Below are 15,544 nucleotides of genomic sequence, written 5' to 3' on the forward strand. Positions count from 1 at the left end.
CTTATTCGCCCCACGAGAATTGCGCCTTGCGCTTGCGCTCCGGCGGATCCGAGAAGTACAAGGCGACGAGATAGACGAGCAGCGAGAGCGCGATCGAGCCGATCACGGCCCATGTCGTCGGAAGTCCCATATTCCCCAGATAGCGCATAGCCGCTTGGCCGCATAGCGCCATGACGATCATGCAGAGGCCGACGCGGATGTAAGGACGGATATCCCAATAGAAGCCGATCGTGCCGGAGATCGAGAAGAAATTTAAGATGGTCTGGACGACGATGCCGATGCCCAGCCCATAGGCCACGCCTTCGATGCCGAGCTTGCTGCCCAGCACGAAGATGGCTGCTCCCTTGAAGACCGTGGCGACGACGAAATTCCACAACGACGCGTTGGCCCGGCCTAGACCGAGCAGAATGGCGTGCAGCGGCGCGTCGAAATAGTGCAGGAAGAACATCGGCGCCAGAATGCGGAGCAGCGGTCCGGCCTCCGGCGCATGGTAGATGAGCGTGGTGAGCGGCGTGGCCCACACGAACAGGATGACGGTCGCCGGCGCCCCGATCAAGAGCCCCAAGCGCATCGCCTGGTCCATTCGCTCGTGCATGAGCAGCTTGTTCTTGTTCGCGGCCGCTTCGCTGATGGCCGGGATGAGGGCGGTGGACAAGGAATGCGTAATAAAGCTTGGCATGAACAGCAGCGGGAACGCGAAGCCGGCGAGCATGCCGAACTGCTTGGTCGCCATGGCGGTGCCGATCCCGGCCAACGCCAGACTGGTCGTGATGAGCAGCGGCTGGAATGCGCCGTACAGCGATTGGACGACGCCGTGACCGGTCGTCGGCAGGCCGATGCGAAGCAGCTCCGCGAGCGTAGGCCGGCCTTGCTTGAGATGGCTCGACCACGTCTCGCCCGGCGAAGGCGCTTCGCGTCTGAGCCTATAGCTCGCGAGCAGGAACAGCAGGCTGAACGCTTCGCTAATGACCGAAGCGGCCATCGCGCCGGCCGCGGCATAGGCGATGCCGTACGGCATCAGCAGGTGAACCAGGGCCAAGACGCAGGCGATCTGGACGGTATACTCCAGCACGTCGGACACGGCGATGGTCTGCATCCGCTGTTTGCCGCGGAAGTAGCCCTTGAGCACCGCGGACACGGCGACGATCGGGGCGATCGGCGTAATCGCGAGCATGGCGTAATAAGCGCGCTGGTCGCTCAGCAGGATGGAGGCGATCCATTCCGAACCGAGCAGGGAAACCGTCGTCAGCGTCAGGCTCAAGAAGCCGGTGACGGCCAGGGAGACGCGCAGAATTCGTCTCACCTTCGCGTGCTGGCCGCGCGCATCGGCTTCGGCGACCAGCTTGGAGATGGCGACCGGCAAGCCGAGCTCCGTCAGCGTGATGACGAGCGGCACGAGCGGATGAGCGATCATGAGCAGACCGATCCCCTCCGCGCCTAACAGGCGGGCGACATACATCCCGCTGACGAACCCGAGTATGCGGTTGATGAACGCGGCGACGGACAATACGAACGTCCCTCTGATGAAGGATGACGGCTGCGGCATGGGCATACCCTCCCGATGATCAAATACTTTATTGCGCGTGCAGGCGAATCGCTTTTTGAACAACCTCTTCATTGTATTCGCGGGCTTGGGCGAACATGCGGACATCCCTTTTCTCCCCTAAGATCGGTGCGTTACGTTATAATGGAAAGCATGATAAACGCGTCCTTGCCGCATGGGATGCAGAAAAGAGGCGACGCATGACGACGGATCGGAGAGGGTTGACGCGGAGCGAACTGCTGCTCATTACCGCCGTGGCGCTCGGGACGCTGCTGAACCCGCTCAATACGACGATGATTTCGGTCGCGTTGGCCCGGCTTCAAGACGAATTTCGGCTAACTTTCGGCGAGGTGTCGTGGCTGATCTCCACCTATTATTTGGCCAGCGCGATCGGGCAGCCGATCATGGGCAAATGGAGCGATCTCTTCGGTCGCAAGCGGGTGTTCTTGCTGGGTCTTACGCTCGTGACGCTCGCATCCTGCCTGGCGCCGCTGTCGCCGAGCTTCGGCTGGCTGATCGGATTTCGCATCATTCAGGCGTTCGGCAGCTCGGCGTTGTTCCCGTCCGGCATGGGGATGATCCGAAGCCAAATTACGGCCGGCCAGGCCAAGGCGCTCGGCGTGCTGTCGATTTTCTCCGGCACTTCCGCGGCGTTCGGGCCATCGCTTGGCGGTCTGCTGCTGCATTACGGGGATTGGCAGCTCATCTTTCTATGCAACTTCCCGTTCATCGCCGGTTCGTTCCTCCTTGCGTGGAAGGCGTTCCCCCGCGATACGCAGAAGCCCGGACGACTGTCGGGCATGGATTGGCCGGGCGTCGCTTTGTTCTCGGCTACGATCTTCCTGTGGCTCCTGTTCTTCCTCTCCATTGCGGAGGGAGCGAACGCGTGGACGCTGGCGGCGGCTGCCGGGATGTCGATCTGGTTCTATCGGTATGAGCTTGGCCGGCGAGCGCCGTTCATCGACGTGGCGTTCCTGCGGAATAACGTTAACGTGACGCTGATCTACGCGCAATTTATCCTGACTAACATCGCCTTCTATTCCATCATGTTCGGCATACCGTCGTATCTTCAGCAGGTGCAGCATATGGACCCGCAGCAGACGGGGCTTGTCATGCTGTCCATCGCCGGCTTCAGCGTGCTGGTGACGCCGCTAGTCAGCCGATGGATCGACCGCAAGGGTTCCAAGCCTTCGCTCGTCGTGGGGACGTTGTCGACGATAGCCGGTTCGCTGCTGCTGCTGTTTATTCGGGATGCCGCACCCGTAACGGTCATTTTCCCGGTGCTGTGCGTGCTTGGCTTTGCGAACGGTTTTAATAATTTGGGGATGCAGACGGTCTTGTACGATTTCGTGAAGAAGGAAGAGACGGGCATCGCGTCGGGCTTGTTCATGACGAGCCGGTTCATCGGCACCATCCTCTCCTCCAGCTTGCTGGCCGCGCTATTCGGGAAGGCCATCTCGACGCCGCAGCTGCATAGCATGGCTTGGGCTTGCGCCGCGCTGGGCGTCTTCATGCTGCTGCTTACGCTTCGGCTGCCTGCCGCAAGGCCGGGGCTCGCGAAGGAGTAGGCGGTACGCCGCGTTCGATATCGCGGCGGCCGCGTAGCTGCTTATCTTTTCTTCATAGACTTGCTATACTACTAGCCAAACGGCAGTTTTGACGAGGGAGAGGGACGAGGATGTTGAAACCAACGCAATCTTGTTGTTCGGCCAGCCGGTCGCAGGACGTAACCCATGAAGCCGGGAACAATGCGCCCGAATTGGCGCAACCGCGCGGAAACGCTCAGTCGGGCGATATGGTCTGGCTGGAAGGCGGAGAGTTCTACATGGGCTCGGATGCGCCGGACGGGTTCCCGGCGGATGGAGAAGGTCCGGTGCGGAAGGTGCGCGTCGACCCGTTCGGCATTGCGCCATATGCGGTGACCAACCGGCAATTCGCCGCGTTCGTCGACGCTACGGGGTATGTGACCGAGGCGGAGCGCTTCGGCTGGTCGTTCGTCTTCCATCTGCTGGCGTCGGAGGAGACCCGGGCGCGCGTGGCGAACGTCCCGCAGGAAGTGCCTTGGTGGCTCGTGGTCGAGGGCGCTTATTGGGCCAAGCCAGAGGGGCCTGACTCGTCGGTCGAAGCGCGGATGGACCATCCGGTCGTCCATGTGTCGTGGCATGACGCGGCCGCATACTGCGCTTGGTCGGGGACGCGTCTGCTCACGGAAGCGGAATGGGAATATGCGGCCAGAGGCGGCTTGACGGGGAGAACGTATCCGTGGGGCGATGAGTTGAAACAGGGGGGCCAGCATCGCTGCAACATTTGGCAGGGCAAATTCCCGGTGAAGAACAACGCGAGCGATGGCTACGTCGGCACGGCGCCGGTCGATGCGTACGAGCCGAACGGCTACGGCTTGTACAACCTATCGGGGAACGTCTGGGAATGGTGCGCGGATTGGTTCAGTCCCGGCTATCATCGGCAGACCGCCCCGGCGAATCCGCATTACACGGACCCGACCGGGAAGCGCGCGATGCGAGGCGGCTCGTATTTATGCCATCGTTCCTACTGCAATCGCTACCGGGTCGCGGCTCGCAGCTCCAACACGCCGGACAGCTCGACGGGGAATATCGGATTCCGCGTGGCGATGGACCGTGTTTAAGCAACGTGATCGACGAAGAAGCCCGCAGCTATCCGCGGGCTTCTTGACGTTATGCAACAATTTATAAGTTCTACGCTCCATCGATTCTTATATTTCGGAATGAAACGCGCGTCGCCGTGGGGGACGAACATAGACGTTCCCTTATTCAAATTCCCCGTCTTCCCACATATGTATCCCCATACATAAGCCGTCGCCGTCCGGGGCCAATTCGATTTCCTCCAGATATTCCCTTGTATCTTGGTTGAACACTCTAGCCACTAGGGCGAATTCAACCCCATGGTCTTGATCAATAGGGCTGTCGATCACTCCATCAAGCAGCATCATAAAACCGTATAAGGTATCGCGAATGGCTTTCTCCGCCGCAAGTCGTTCCTCTACGGAAGAAGCGGGATCGATTCTCTCTTTTGCATGGCCCTTCACTTCTTCCATCAGCGTCTTCCCGAAGAAATGCCCCATTCTGATCCATCGGGCATGCTCATCGGTCGGCCAATTTTTATAGTTACTCTCTGTCATCTACATTCATCCTCGCGTAATCTATTTATCTACTGTCTAGCACTTGAACCAATCCGGTATATAGCAGGTCTAAAATATTTTCCGACCTTTTCTAGCTCATTCATCACACGGCTGATTTTTTCCTCGTCTAGAAACCAGTTTTCTTTTGTAATCCCCGTTTTATCAATAACCGGGCTTACATAAAATTCGGTCTCTCTTGGAAAAACAAAACGATACGTTAACAGCGCTCTTCTTGCATGATAGTTTTTACACACCAAAACCACCTTTTTCGGTTGAATTCCGTGATGGTCTAAAACTTCTAAGGAAAATCGCGCATTTTCAAAAGTATTCGTAGCTTTGTCTTCTTGAAGTATGGCTTCTGAAGGAATTCCTAATGACGTCCCTATATTCCGCAGAAACTCCCACTCCGTCGTCTCCACATGAGTGGTGACGCCGCCAGAAGGTAAAATTAAGGGGGCTATTCCCTGGCGATATAACAGTGCTGCTCGTTCTGCTAATTGAGGTTGACTTGCTCCAGGAATTAAGATAACTTCTGATTGTTCCAACTTCGTTTCAAAAAACATAAAGTCAGTAATGGAATCAAAGGGAAAAGACATCCAAAGAACCTCCTGAATTGAAGAGGAGCAACTGCCGAGACGGCTAGCTGCTCCTGATAGCATTGAACTTAAGATGAAATTTACGCAAGCAAGAAAGCCTATAGCCGGGCGAGCTTATCCGGGTTACGTACGGCATACATGCGGGCCAGCTTACCGCCTCGAAGTTGGAGGATGATCGCGGCGAGAATTTCGTCTCCGGAACGGATGACGATTCCCGTCTCGCCGTTTAGAGGGGCGGCCTCGAACTGGAAGTTTTCCCGATGATCGGACCTTCTCCCGTGGAACCTGTCGAGCAGGACGCGGGCTACGAGATCGCGCGTATGGACCGGGCGCTTGAACGCGGTGGCCTTGCCGCCTCCATCGGCGATGAGCAGGACGTCTTCGGTCAGCATAGACAGAATGTGATCGACGTTACCTTGCTCGAGGGAGGTGAGGAACCGGCTTATCCAATCCCATTCGACCGCTTCGGCCGCGACCGCCTCATCCTCGGATATGCCCATCTTGCTTCTTGCCCGGCTGAGCAGCTTGCGGCAATTCGCCTCGCGTTTCCCGATCAGTTCGGCGATCTCGGGATAATCGAAGCCCAGCGCCTCGCGCAGGACGAATACCGTCCGCTCTGTCGGGGTCAGCCGCTCGAGCAGCACGAGCATGCCGTAAGACAGCAGATCGCGGCGAACGATCGTCGTCTCGAGCGTATCCGCCTCCGGCGTCGCAATCGGCTCGGGGAGCCACGGACCGACGTACACTTCGCGCCTCTTCCGCGCCGACTGCCGCTGATTAAGGCAGTGGTTAGTTACGACTTTGCACAAATACGCCTTCGGCTCCGTTAGACGCTCGATCTGTACGTCGCACACCTTCACGAACACGTCCTGTACCGCATCTTCGGCGTCGGAAGCAGAACCGGTTAACTGATAGGCTAGCGTGAATAGCAGCGCTCGATATTGATCGTACAGTTCCTCCATTCGTCGTCCCACCTTATCCTGGCTGATCGTTTTCTTGTCAATCTGGGCGCTTGTTCCTATCGAAGCTCGCTGCCTGCATCCCAGGCTAAATTCCTGAATTTCCATGCGGGCTTACCCGTTACAACGAGCTGCAGTCCCCATTTGCGTCCCCACACTAATCCTCGATTTTCCCCCAGACCGATGCAAAATAAATCCATAATCGCCGATTGATGAACCGGGGCAGGGCGGCCCTCCAGATCGGCTCTCACGATCTTGCCGAGCCGATGCGCTTGTAACACGGCTTCTCCGCACCGCATCGAATCCGCTCTGCCCGTTCGCGGATCGACGATTCTCGCGCAGTCGCCAATGCTGTACGCGCCCGGCGCCCCTTTGACGCGATAGCTTTCATCCACCAGCACCTGCCCTTCGGACGTTAGCGGCAAGCCTAGGCTGCGGAGGGCCGGATTCGGGATCAGACCGATCGTCCATATGCATAGGCCGACCGCAAGACGATCGCCAGTGTCGAGCGTCGCCGCGCCTGCTTCCTCGCGCACTACTTTACGCTTATGAAGCACGGTCACGCCGCATTCGTCGAGCGTCTGTTCGAGCTTCCGCCCAACTCTATCCGGCCCTTCCGGAAAGAGACGTTCCTGCGCATTCAGCAAATAGACGCGCGTATCCGGCGCATGCAGCCCCAGCGACGACGCTTCCTCCCGCATGGCGAGCGCAAGTTCGACGGACGTCTCGACGCCGCTGATACCCGCCCCCGCAACCGCGACCGTCATCAATCGCTTCCGTTCCTCGGGGTCCGCCTCGCCGACGGCTTTCCCCAGGTTGTCGCGCCAGCGCTTCCGGATATCCGCCGCCGCTTGCGGGTCGGTCAAGGCGATGCCGCCTTGATCGGGATCAGGGCGCCGAACGATGCTGCCGACCGCCACGATGAGAAGATCATACCGCATGCGGGCGTCATGTCCATGCGCGTCCGTATATCGAATCCTTTTGTCCTCGCTCTCCACGGACGTAACCGTGCCTTGCACGAATTCCACGCCTTCCGTTAACCACGTGGACCAGGGAATCGTAATCGTTTCCCCGCCCGCAGCCGGACGGAATAACAGCACTTTGCGCACATGGCCGGGCTGCTTGTCGATCAGCACGATCCGAATCGTCCGTCCGTTGGCCATGCTCCGGGTCGTTTCCTTAATGGTCTTGAGCGCGGCAAGCCCGGCATGGCCGCCTCCGATGATGATGCATGTCAATTCGTTCATCATGCTTCAGCTCCTTATCATGGTATACGCATATAACAAGATAGGGCGCTGATTTGTGACATCGGAGTCGAACGAAAGCGGGTGCCCGTATTAAACGTCGAGCAAATTTCCCGGAAGCTCAACGCCGACGCTATAGCAGAGCGCTTATTCGAGCGTTTTGGTCATGATCAAGTCCAGTTGTTCTTCATCGCCCATCCAGAATGAGTGAGCTCCTGTTTGGACAAACCCCAGTTTGTGATAAAAGGCAATCGCGCGTTCGTTCTTCTCCCACACGCCGAGCCAAATTTTCGCTTTGCCTCGTTCTTTGGCGATGTCGATCGCTTGCTGGACGAGATGCTTGCCGAGCCCCTGATTATGATACTTCTCCCGAATATAGATCCGCTCGATTTCAAGCGAATCCTGGCCCATGTTTTCGGATTGCGCCTCATCGATGTTCACCTTGACATACCCGGCAATATCATCGTCGGCGAAAATCATATGGAACTCCGAAGAAGGCTGGAGCAACTCTTTTTCCAATTGGGTTAAGTTGAAGGCTCGATCCAAGTAGGCTTGCATATTTTCGGGTGAATTCTGATGCTTAAACGTGTCCTGGAATGTCTCGATGCTAACGTCTTGCAGTACATGGAGATCGGACAAGGTACACGCTTTGATTTGAATCGTCACTTTTCGTAGCCTCCCTGAATTGGTTTTAGTTAGGCAAGCATACACAATTATTGTTGTATTTACAACAAAATAGTTGTTCCTTATTACCTCGCTAAGAAGAAAAAACAGCCGTTCGAATCACGGCTGTCGATGTCATCCTTCATATATGATTTCCCGCAATTTCGCCGTCTGATCTTCCGGAATTTCATAGCCTTGGCCGCTAGCGGCCGTATCGACCAGCAGACCCGTCTGATCCTCTTCGTCGCCGACGTTCAGTACGAATTTCTTTTGCGTGCCGTCTTCCATCGAGAGGTACATGTAAAACATGACGCCGTACTCTAGCTCGCCGCTCATTTTCACCGCCGTTTCGATCGCCCGCCGGAATATCCGCAGCTCATCCGCGTTCTCGTACGAGATGATCTTCTCGGCGGCGAACGGCGCGTTGTTCATCGTCTTGCAAAAGTCGGCACATTCGAGTGTTATCGTCACGATGCTTTGTCGGTCCAGCAAATCGGTGCTGCACCCGGCGGAACCTAGACACAACGCCAAGATGATCATGAGGAGCCATTTGCCGCGTATGCAACTCACCGCCTTTTGTGTGCTATCCAACGGATAATCGATATTGATACTCCGTCCCGTCCCGAGCACCTGTTACATCTGCCAAACCAGCTGCCCTTTTCTGATTTTGGCCGCATAGATAATTTGCCCGGTATGAAAGTGCACCTCTCTAAACATGGCCATTATCAGATTCAGCGCCGTCGTCTCGTTATTTACCTGGCTGTATGTAAGCGGGGGGCGCTCAAGGAAGGGCTGTGACATTAATAACGGGGGCGAGGCTTTGAACTGTTCCAGGTATTGAATAAGCAGATCAAACGACTCTCTGATCGAGGTGACCGCTTGTTCTTTCGACATGTGAAGCCCTATCTCAAACTCCATGTCTCGATCTCTTGTGTCCGGCATATCGAATAGAATGGTTTCAATACGCGAGTGTACCGCACCTCTAATATGCGCAACGAGGTTCGCGATGCTGTTGCTTTCCGAGGTCGGGGAAGAAGTGATATCCGCTTCGGACAATTGTTCGATCGCTTGCAGCGTCCATTTCTTCTCTGATCTGAACTTGACTAACATGCTCTCGATTAGCTCTAAGGCGATGTCCATGGAGCGCCCCCCCTTGTAAAAACGGTAGTTGCATTGTGGATTTTACCATATATTAACTATTTGGTATACTTGCCATTATCTTGAACGGTTTCGCATTGGATGGGCAACCTCGTCCATACCGACCCTCCTGCGAAATTCCCATTGCCTTTCTCTATGCACGGCTGTCTCGTAATCCCAGACATCCTCATGTAGCGTTATGCTAATGGATCCATTGTGCAGTTCTTGCGTTTGATAGCCATCTGAAAATGCAAGGATTTTATCTTTTGGAATATACGAAAAGTACTCGTTGCCAAACCACATTCTCCATGCAGCTCCAAACCAAAGACCTCTTTTGACAAAATGATGGTGTCCCGGGAATGACTCGGTATCGATCATGATTTTGTCCGGATCGAAGGAATGAGGCTTGTATGTTACATGGTCCAAAGGTTTATTCGCATCCTTATATTCTTGAATATCGGTTTCGTTTTGCCATTTCTGATCTTCGCGCGATACTGCATGGCCGACTATCCCTTCATAGGTTTGGAAGAAGTCCGTAAATTTGCTCGCAATCTCTGGCACCGAGATGTTCTCATATACGGACTTACTGAATAGGCAAAGGATCGAAGGGAGCTGATTTATTCCCTTGGTCAAGGTAAAGGAACTCGTATCATCTCTTAACTCCAGTTGAAAATTCACGCATTCCTCCGAGAATAACTTCTCTAGTTCTTTGTGAAGTTGGTTGGCATTAAATTTGCGATCGGTAAGCTTCGTCCTCATCTTAGTAGGGCTGAATAAGACGAGATCATGAATCCATATTTGTATGTTCGGGAGGGTGACGACCTCCGGCGGGATTACGACCCGCACATACAATACATCATCCATATCGGCTGTCTCCTCACCTGTTAGTAGTTACAACGCAGTCAATCAAACGACAACCGTCTCCCGCTCGCCGCATAATCGCTCGGCGTCATCGACGCATGCTTCTTGAAGACGCGGAAGAAGTAGGACGTGTCATAGTAGCCCAAATAGTCGGAGATACTGGCGATGGTCATGTCGGAGTCCAACAGCAGCCGGCAGGCTTCCGCGATGCGCAGTTGATGCAGATAGGCGATCGGGGTCTGTCCCGTTACCTCGCGAAAGACGGCGATGGCGTAATTCGGCGTCCGTCCGATCAGCCGCGCGAGCTCCCGGGTTGCGACGGATTCGCGGTAATGGTCGCGCAGGTAGCGCTGCATGGCATCGGCGTATCGCGTCCGGATCGGCGGCACCTCCGGGCGCCCCAGATCGGCGGCGATCAAGCCGATTAGCTCCTGCAGAACGCCCAGGCAAGCGAAGGCTTGGAGCGGATCGTCCGGCCGCCATTCCTCGTGCAAGCGCGCGAATCGTTGCCGAAGGTAGGCCATCTTCCGCGGCTGGAACCGAAGCCACCGTCTGTCGCGCAGGAACGGGATGAACGACAAGCGGTCCGCGTCCTCGTTGAACAGAATCGTGTATTTCCGATGGGGTCCCGAAGGATCGTTGTCTCCGGCCCGGCGCGTGCCGCGCGGGATGAACAGAAGGTCCCCCGGCTCGCCGACATGATCGTGCTCCCCGATCCGGTAACGGACGCGACCCGACACGACCAGCACGAGCACATTGTAGTCGATCACGGCGGTCTGCGTGCGCCAGCTCGGGATGGAATCGTCGAAATGTACAGCTTGAATCATCAGCATCGGCTACCTCCGCGTGCGCAGATTTCATTGAATTATTATAGCAACGACAGAGAAATCCAGATAGGCGAACGCAAGAGGGAGCGAGGAAATTAGCGTTGAATCGTACACCGTACCGGGATGCCGTACATCGACCGAGCAACGGATCGGCGCCTATACTGGACGTAACGCCGAAGCGACAAGGCAAACAGGGGAGGACCGGCGTATATGCGAAACAAAGGAGAACGAACGATGAGAGTGCTGCTGCTGGATTTGGATTCCACGCGCCCCGACCATCTGGGCTGCTACGGGTATCATCGGAACACCTCGCCCAATATCGACCGGATCGCGGCCGAGGGCGTCCGCTTCGAGAATTACTACACGTCCGACGCGCCGTGCTTCCCTTCGCGAACGGCGCTCATGACCGGGCGGTTCGGCATTCACAACGGCGTCGTCGGCCATGGCGGAACGGCGGCGGACGTGCGCCATGAAGGCGAATCGCGCGATTTTCGCAGCAGGCTGGCCGGCGAGTGCTTCCCTTCGCTCTTCCGCAAGGCGGGCATGAAGACGGCGCTGATCAGCCCGTTCGGCGAGCGTCACGCCGCGTGGACGTTCTATGCGGGCTTCAATGAAATTCATAACACGGGCAAGGGCGGCATGGAGTCGGCCGAAGAGGTGACGCCGGTCGTCCTGGAATGGCTGGAGCGTCATGCCGGGCAGGATGATTGGATGCTCTACGTGAATTATTGGGATCCGCATACGCCTTACCGCGCGCCGGAGGCATTCGGCGATCCGTTCCGGGATGAGCCGCTGCCGGAATGGATAACGGACGAAGTGTTCGCCCGGCATCGGGAGAAGGTCGGACCGCACGGCGCCCGCGAGATCAACATGTACGATAGCCGGACGTCGCCGGATTATCCGCGGCATCCCGGGGAACTGATGGACCGCGGCGATCTGCGGCGCATGATCGACGGCTACGATTGCGGCATCCGGCATATGGACGAGAACATCGGCATGCTGCTGGACGTCATGGCGAAGAAGGGGATGCTGGAGGATACCGTCATCATCGTGACGGCCGATCACGGCGAGAACATGGGCGAGCTGGGCATCTACGGCGAGCACGGGACGGCGGATCAGGCGACGTGCCGAATCCCGATGATCATCCGGTGGCCGGGCGGCAAGACGGGGCATGTCGACGCCGGGCTGCATTACCACCTCGACCTGCCGCCGACGATGGCGGAGCTGATGGGACTCGCGCCGCCGTCAAGCTGGGATGGCCGCAGTTATGCCGGCTCGATTCTAGCGGGGGAGGATACGGGACGCGAGAGCTTGATCGTGTCGCAGTGCGCCCATGTGTGCCAGCGCAGCGTCCGGTTCGGGGATTGGCTGTATATTCGAACCTATCACGACGGCTATCATCTGTTCGATCGGGAGCTGTTGTTCCACCTGAAGGACGACCCGCATGAACAGCATAATCTGGCCGAAGCCAGGCCCGATCTGTGCCGGGAGGCAGCCTATCGCCTGCTCGACTGGCACGATGCGATGATGATGTCGATGGATCATGACGTCGACCCGCTGTGGACGGTCATGAGGGAGGGCGGTCCTTATCATGCCAAAGGGCATCTGAACGCGTACGCCGATCGTCTCGCCGAGACCGGCCGCGGCCAACACGTGGACGAATTGCGCAGACGGCATCCGCGGGAAGCATGAACCAGAGCATCCGGTTCGAGTAGAATCTGAAGCGGCTTCGGCTTGGCACGAATCGTCAAACAACCCGGCACGCAGGCGCGTGCCGGGTTGTTGCGCGTCTTATGCGTATCGCTACATCCCCAGATCCCGGTAGCGAAGCGGGAGCACGGTCGACCGGAACCAGGCTTCCCATTCTGCAGGATCGCCGGAGCGCGCGTAATCGGCGAGCGAAGGCGGGCAATCCCGGAACGCCTGTCCGCCCAAGACGAACGCGAGGCCGGGATGCTCGGTCCGGCAGGTTTCGATCCATGTCTCCAACGCGGCCAGCAGAGGCGGGTCGCTGACCGACGCCGCGACGATCGAGACGCGTCTCATCTTAATGAGCCGGGTTAGTCCGGCTAGCGGCGTATTCGGCCCCAAGTACACGACGTCAAGCCCCTTCCGGCGCATGAACAGACTGAAGAGCATCAGCCCCATATGATGATGCTCGCCCTCCGGGCAGAACGCCATCGCCAGCGGCAGATGCGCCTGCACGGGCAAAATCCGGTGAAATTGATTGAAGCGCTCCATGACGAGCTGCGAAGCGAAATGTTCCTGCGCGACCGTGATGAGGCCGCTCTCCCACGCATCTCCGATTCGATACAGAACCGGTGCCAACAGACGATGAAACACGTCCTCGAAGTCGTTCAAAGAGAACGCCAAGTCGATCGTGCGATGGGCTTGGGCGGAGTCGAGCGCGGTCAGCTCCCGGTACAGCCGCTCGCCTAGATCCGGATAGGACGATCCCGAGCCGGACTCCGATTGGGAGCCGGTATCCGCAAGCGCCTCGCCCGATTTATTTTTAAGCTGGAATACGGCCTCGCTTATTTTGAGCTGATTCCGCTCCATCTGATCTTTAATCCACTTCAAGGTCTCGATATCGGTCTCGCTATATAACCGGTGTCCCCCGCCGGTGCGCAAGGGGGTGACGATCTGGTATCGCTTCTCCCATGCCCGAATGGTCACGATCGGAATATCCGTCAATTCCGACACCTTCTTGATGCTGTACATGCCCGTTCACCTCAATGCTATTATACATAAACTTCACAAAATCGGTCTCCCCATGCACGCAATATTTAACGAACGAGCTTAAGAAAAGCTTGCTAATCGAAAGGACTTTACGTATAATTTTTACACAAAATACTATACATAATCTATACAAAATTGCTTACATAAGAGGAGATGCGTCATGTTGGGTCTTATTCAGCCAAGACGGCATGCCAGTACGCAAGTATTCGATCTTAGCGCGGCTATGGCGGCGGTAGAGCATACGCTTGCCATGATTGAATTCGATCCTCGAGGACGCGTGTTGTGGGCGAACGCGAACTTCGCGGGCGCGATGGGCTACTCGCCTTCCGAACTTCCGGGCATGACGCACCGTCAATTCTGCACGCTCGAATATGCGAACAGCTCGGCATACGCGAAGCTGTGGAAGGAGCTGGGCAGCGGGCGTTCGTTTCAGGAGAAAGTCATGCGGGTCACAAAGGATCGGCGGATTTTATGGTTCGAGGCGACTTACTCTCCGGTATTCGACGCAACCGGACGCGTGCAAGGCATTATCAAGGTAGCGACCGATATTACGGCGAGAGAAGAGGCGGCGGTCGACGTGATCGGCCATCTGCAAGCGATGGCGGAGAAATTGTTGACCCGCGCCGAACGCGGCATTGCGAGCAGTCATGCGCTCGAAGCGGCGATCAACGGCCTGGCAGCCGATACGGACGAGAATATCAAGGTTCTTCAAACGCTGGAGCAGAATGCCGGCGCGGTCCGCGAGATTACGGCGACGATTCGCGAGGTCGCTTCGCAGACCAACTTGCTTTCGCTCAATGCGGCGATCGAAGCCGCGCATGCGGGAGAGCATGGACTGGGATTCGGCGTGGTGGCGGCGGAGGTGCGCAAGCTCGCCAATCAGACCGAGGAATCGACCAAGAAGGTACGGGTCTGCTTGGCCGGCATTACCGAACAAGTGGAGAAGGTCGCCAAGCGCGCGAAGCGATCGCATTCCGCGATTACCGGCAGCCAGCTGCGGATTCGGCAGGCGGTCCTTGAATTTTCGGATATCGGTCTCGCCGCTCGCGAGCTGGACGAGCAGGCGCGGAAGGTCGCCGATATCCTGTAATCGCGAGAGGGGAGCGTTCGATGTGAAAAGGTCGCTTCAACAGTACTTGGAGGATGCGTTGACCGTAGGCCGCTCGAGTTTCGAACAGACCGAGAAAGAGCGTCATTACCGAGAATTGTTGGCTCATTTGAAAGGTCAATTCGGCGCGGCCGTTATCGAGGACGAGGACGTTCGCTGGGTATACGGACAAATTGAAGCCATGATCGGCAAGCGGTGAAACGGCAGCAGGACGCGGGAGACAACATATTGCGCGACGGCCAGAGGCCGTATCCCGCCCGTGGACCTTCGATATGAAGGCGGAAGGCAAACAGGACTGATCGCGATGAGCAGTCCTGTTCGTCGTACACGCGTTGCCCGGTCGGAATAGCGGCCGATTAAAGCGAGGCCGAAGCCTCTTTCAGCCAAGACGCAAGCGCGCCTGCATCATAGGCTGCGCCCTTGCGCAGCTTCAGCGTCTTTCGCTCCGGCGGTCCATCGAACGTACCCGGGAGCGATAGATCGGACGTGTTGAAAATGGTGAGGCTGACCGCATCCTTCGAGACGGAGACGACGGCGGCATATTTGCCGTTTTTCAGAAAATGCGGTTTCTTGTACTGCAGGCGTTCTTGCACCTCGGGGATCGCTTGGTGGATCAACTGGCGCAGTTCCGTTGCAAGCTCCTGCTGCCAAGGTTCTTGCAAAGCTTCCATGTAAGCGGCGACTTCCTGACTCATGCGTAAACTCCTCTC

Annotated in this window: 17 protein-coding genes; 5 read left to right on the forward strand and 12 right to left on the reverse strand. The window is 57.0% G+C overall.

Annotation, left to right across the window (positions count from 1 at the left end; all coding sequences use genetic code 11):
* Nucleotide 1: 1 nt before the first annotated feature.
* On the reverse strand, nucleotides 2-1,546 hold the full coding sequence (gene spoVB / locus BCM02_RS19225) for a stage V sporulation protein B (RefSeq protein WP_148930744.1): 1,545 nt from the start codon (nucleotides 1,544-1,546) through the stop codon (nucleotides 2-4).
* A 197-nt stretch (nucleotides 1,547-1,743) separates the two neighbouring features.
* Between spoVB and BCM02_RS19230 the strand changes: the two genes are divergently transcribed.
* Together BCM02_RS19230 and BCM02_RS19235 are read left to right on the forward strand one after the other, a co-directional pair.
* Nucleotides 1,744-3,111, forward strand: coding sequence for an MFS transporter (locus BCM02_RS19230; RefSeq protein WP_148930745.1), 1,368 nt, complete (start codon nucleotides 1,744-1,746; stop codon nucleotides 3,109-3,111).
* Between the two features lie 110 nt (nucleotides 3,112-3,221).
* On the forward strand, nucleotides 3,222-4,187 hold the full coding sequence (locus tag BCM02_RS19235) for a formylglycine-generating enzyme family protein (protein WP_148930746.1): 966 nt from the start codon (nucleotides 3,222-3,224) through the stop codon (nucleotides 4,185-4,187).
* A 141-nt stretch (nucleotides 4,188-4,328) separates the two neighbouring features.
* Here the strand turns inward: BCM02_RS19235 and BCM02_RS19240 are convergent, their stop codons facing one another.
* The 9 genes from BCM02_RS19240 to BCM02_RS19280 form a co-directional block, all read right to left on the reverse strand.
* Entirely contained in the window at nucleotides 4,329-4,700 is a 372-nt protein-coding gene (locus tag BCM02_RS19240) for a hypothetical protein (RefSeq protein ID WP_148930747.1), read from the reverse strand.
* 29 nt (nucleotides 4,701-4,729) lie between these two features.
* Entirely contained in the window at nucleotides 4,730-5,296 is a 567-nt protein-coding gene (locus BCM02_RS19245) for a YdcF family protein (protein WP_148930748.1), read from the reverse strand.
* Nucleotides 5,297-5,394: 98 nt separating this feature from the next.
* A complete protein-coding gene (sigJ, locus tag BCM02_RS19250; RefSeq protein WP_148930749.1) occupies nucleotides 5,395-6,258 on the reverse strand; it encodes an RNA polymerase sigma factor SigJ in 864 nt (287 codons plus the stop codon).
* 56 nt (nucleotides 6,259-6,314) lie between these two features.
* Nucleotides 6,315-7,502 (reverse strand): NAD(P)/FAD-dependent oxidoreductase, encoded by a 1,188-nt coding sequence (locus BCM02_RS19255; RefSeq protein WP_148930960.1) that lies wholly within the window; start codon nucleotides 7,500-7,502, stop codon nucleotides 6,315-6,317.
* Between the two features lie 144 nt (nucleotides 7,503-7,646).
* Nucleotides 7,647-8,165, reverse strand: coding sequence for a spermidine/spermine N(1)-acetyltransferase (gene paiA / locus BCM02_RS19260; RefSeq protein WP_148930750.1), 519 nt, complete (start codon nucleotides 8,163-8,165; stop codon nucleotides 7,647-7,649).
* A 132-nt stretch (nucleotides 8,166-8,297) separates the two neighbouring features.
* Nucleotides 8,298-8,654 carry a YhfM domain-containing protein gene (locus tag BCM02_RS19265; protein ID WP_148930751.1) on the reverse strand — a complete coding sequence of 119 codons (357 nt, stop codon included), beginning with the start codon at nucleotides 8,652-8,654 and terminating at the stop codon, nucleotides 8,298-8,300.
* A gap of 141 nt (nucleotides 8,655-8,795) precedes the next feature.
* On the reverse strand, nucleotides 8,796-9,302 hold the full coding sequence (locus tag BCM02_RS19270) for a DUF1572 family protein (protein WP_148930752.1): 507 nt from the start codon (nucleotides 9,300-9,302) through the stop codon (nucleotides 8,796-8,798).
* A 75-nt stretch (nucleotides 9,303-9,377) separates the two neighbouring features.
* Nucleotides 9,378-10,163, reverse strand: coding sequence for a hypothetical protein (locus tag BCM02_RS19275; RefSeq protein ID WP_148930753.1), 786 nt, complete (start codon nucleotides 10,161-10,163; stop codon nucleotides 9,378-9,380).
* 38 nt (nucleotides 10,164-10,201) lie between these two features.
* Nucleotides 10,202-10,993, reverse strand: a complete 792-nt coding sequence (locus BCM02_RS19280; protein WP_148930754.1) for a helix-turn-helix domain-containing protein — start codon at nucleotides 10,991-10,993, stop codon at nucleotides 10,202-10,204.
* Nucleotides 10,994-11,221: 228 nt separating this feature from the next.
* Here BCM02_RS19280 and BCM02_RS19285 point away from each other — a divergent pair, with 228 nt between their 5' ends.
* The gene (locus tag BCM02_RS19285; RefSeq protein ID WP_148930961.1) at nucleotides 11,222-12,679 is read left to right on the forward strand and encodes a sulfatase family protein; all 1,458 of its coding nucleotides are present in this window, start codon (nucleotides 11,222-11,224) and stop codon (nucleotides 12,677-12,679) included.
* A 111-nt stretch (nucleotides 12,680-12,790) separates the two neighbouring features.
* Here BCM02_RS19285 and BCM02_RS19290 read toward each other — a convergent pair whose 3' ends face one another.
* Nucleotides 12,791-13,708, reverse strand: a complete 918-nt coding sequence (locus BCM02_RS19290; protein ID WP_148930755.1) for a MerR family transcriptional regulator — start codon at nucleotides 13,706-13,708, stop codon at nucleotides 12,791-12,793.
* Between the two features lie 178 nt (nucleotides 13,709-13,886).
* Between BCM02_RS19290 and BCM02_RS36350 the strand changes: the two genes are divergently transcribed.
* Both BCM02_RS36350 and BCM02_RS19300 read left to right on the forward strand, forming a co-directional pair.
* Complete coding sequence (locus tag BCM02_RS36350) at nucleotides 13,887-14,816, forward strand: methyl-accepting chemotaxis protein (RefSeq protein WP_148930756.1); 930 nt, start codon at nucleotides 13,887-13,889, stop codon at nucleotides 14,814-14,816.
* Nucleotides 14,817-14,838: 22 nt separating this feature from the next.
* Nucleotides 14,839-15,033: a hypothetical protein gene (locus tag BCM02_RS19300; RefSeq protein ID WP_148930757.1), complete on the forward strand. Its 195-nt coding sequence runs from the start codon at nucleotides 14,839-14,841 to the stop codon at nucleotides 15,031-15,033.
* A 157-nt stretch (nucleotides 15,034-15,190) separates the two neighbouring features.
* On the opposite strand, the gene BCM02_RS19305 is transcribed toward BCM02_RS19300, so the two are convergent.
* Nucleotides 15,191-15,529: a DUF1801 domain-containing protein gene (locus tag BCM02_RS19305; RefSeq protein ID WP_148930758.1), complete on the reverse strand. Its 339-nt coding sequence runs from the start codon at nucleotides 15,527-15,529 to the stop codon at nucleotides 15,191-15,193.
* Between the last annotated feature and the right edge of the window lie 15 nt (nucleotides 15,530-15,544).

Source organism: Paenibacillus methanolicus, from assembly GCF_008124765.1.
Classification (GTDB): domain Bacteria; phylum Bacillota; class Bacilli; order Paenibacillales; family Paenibacillaceae; genus Paenibacillus_Z; species Paenibacillus_Z methanolicus.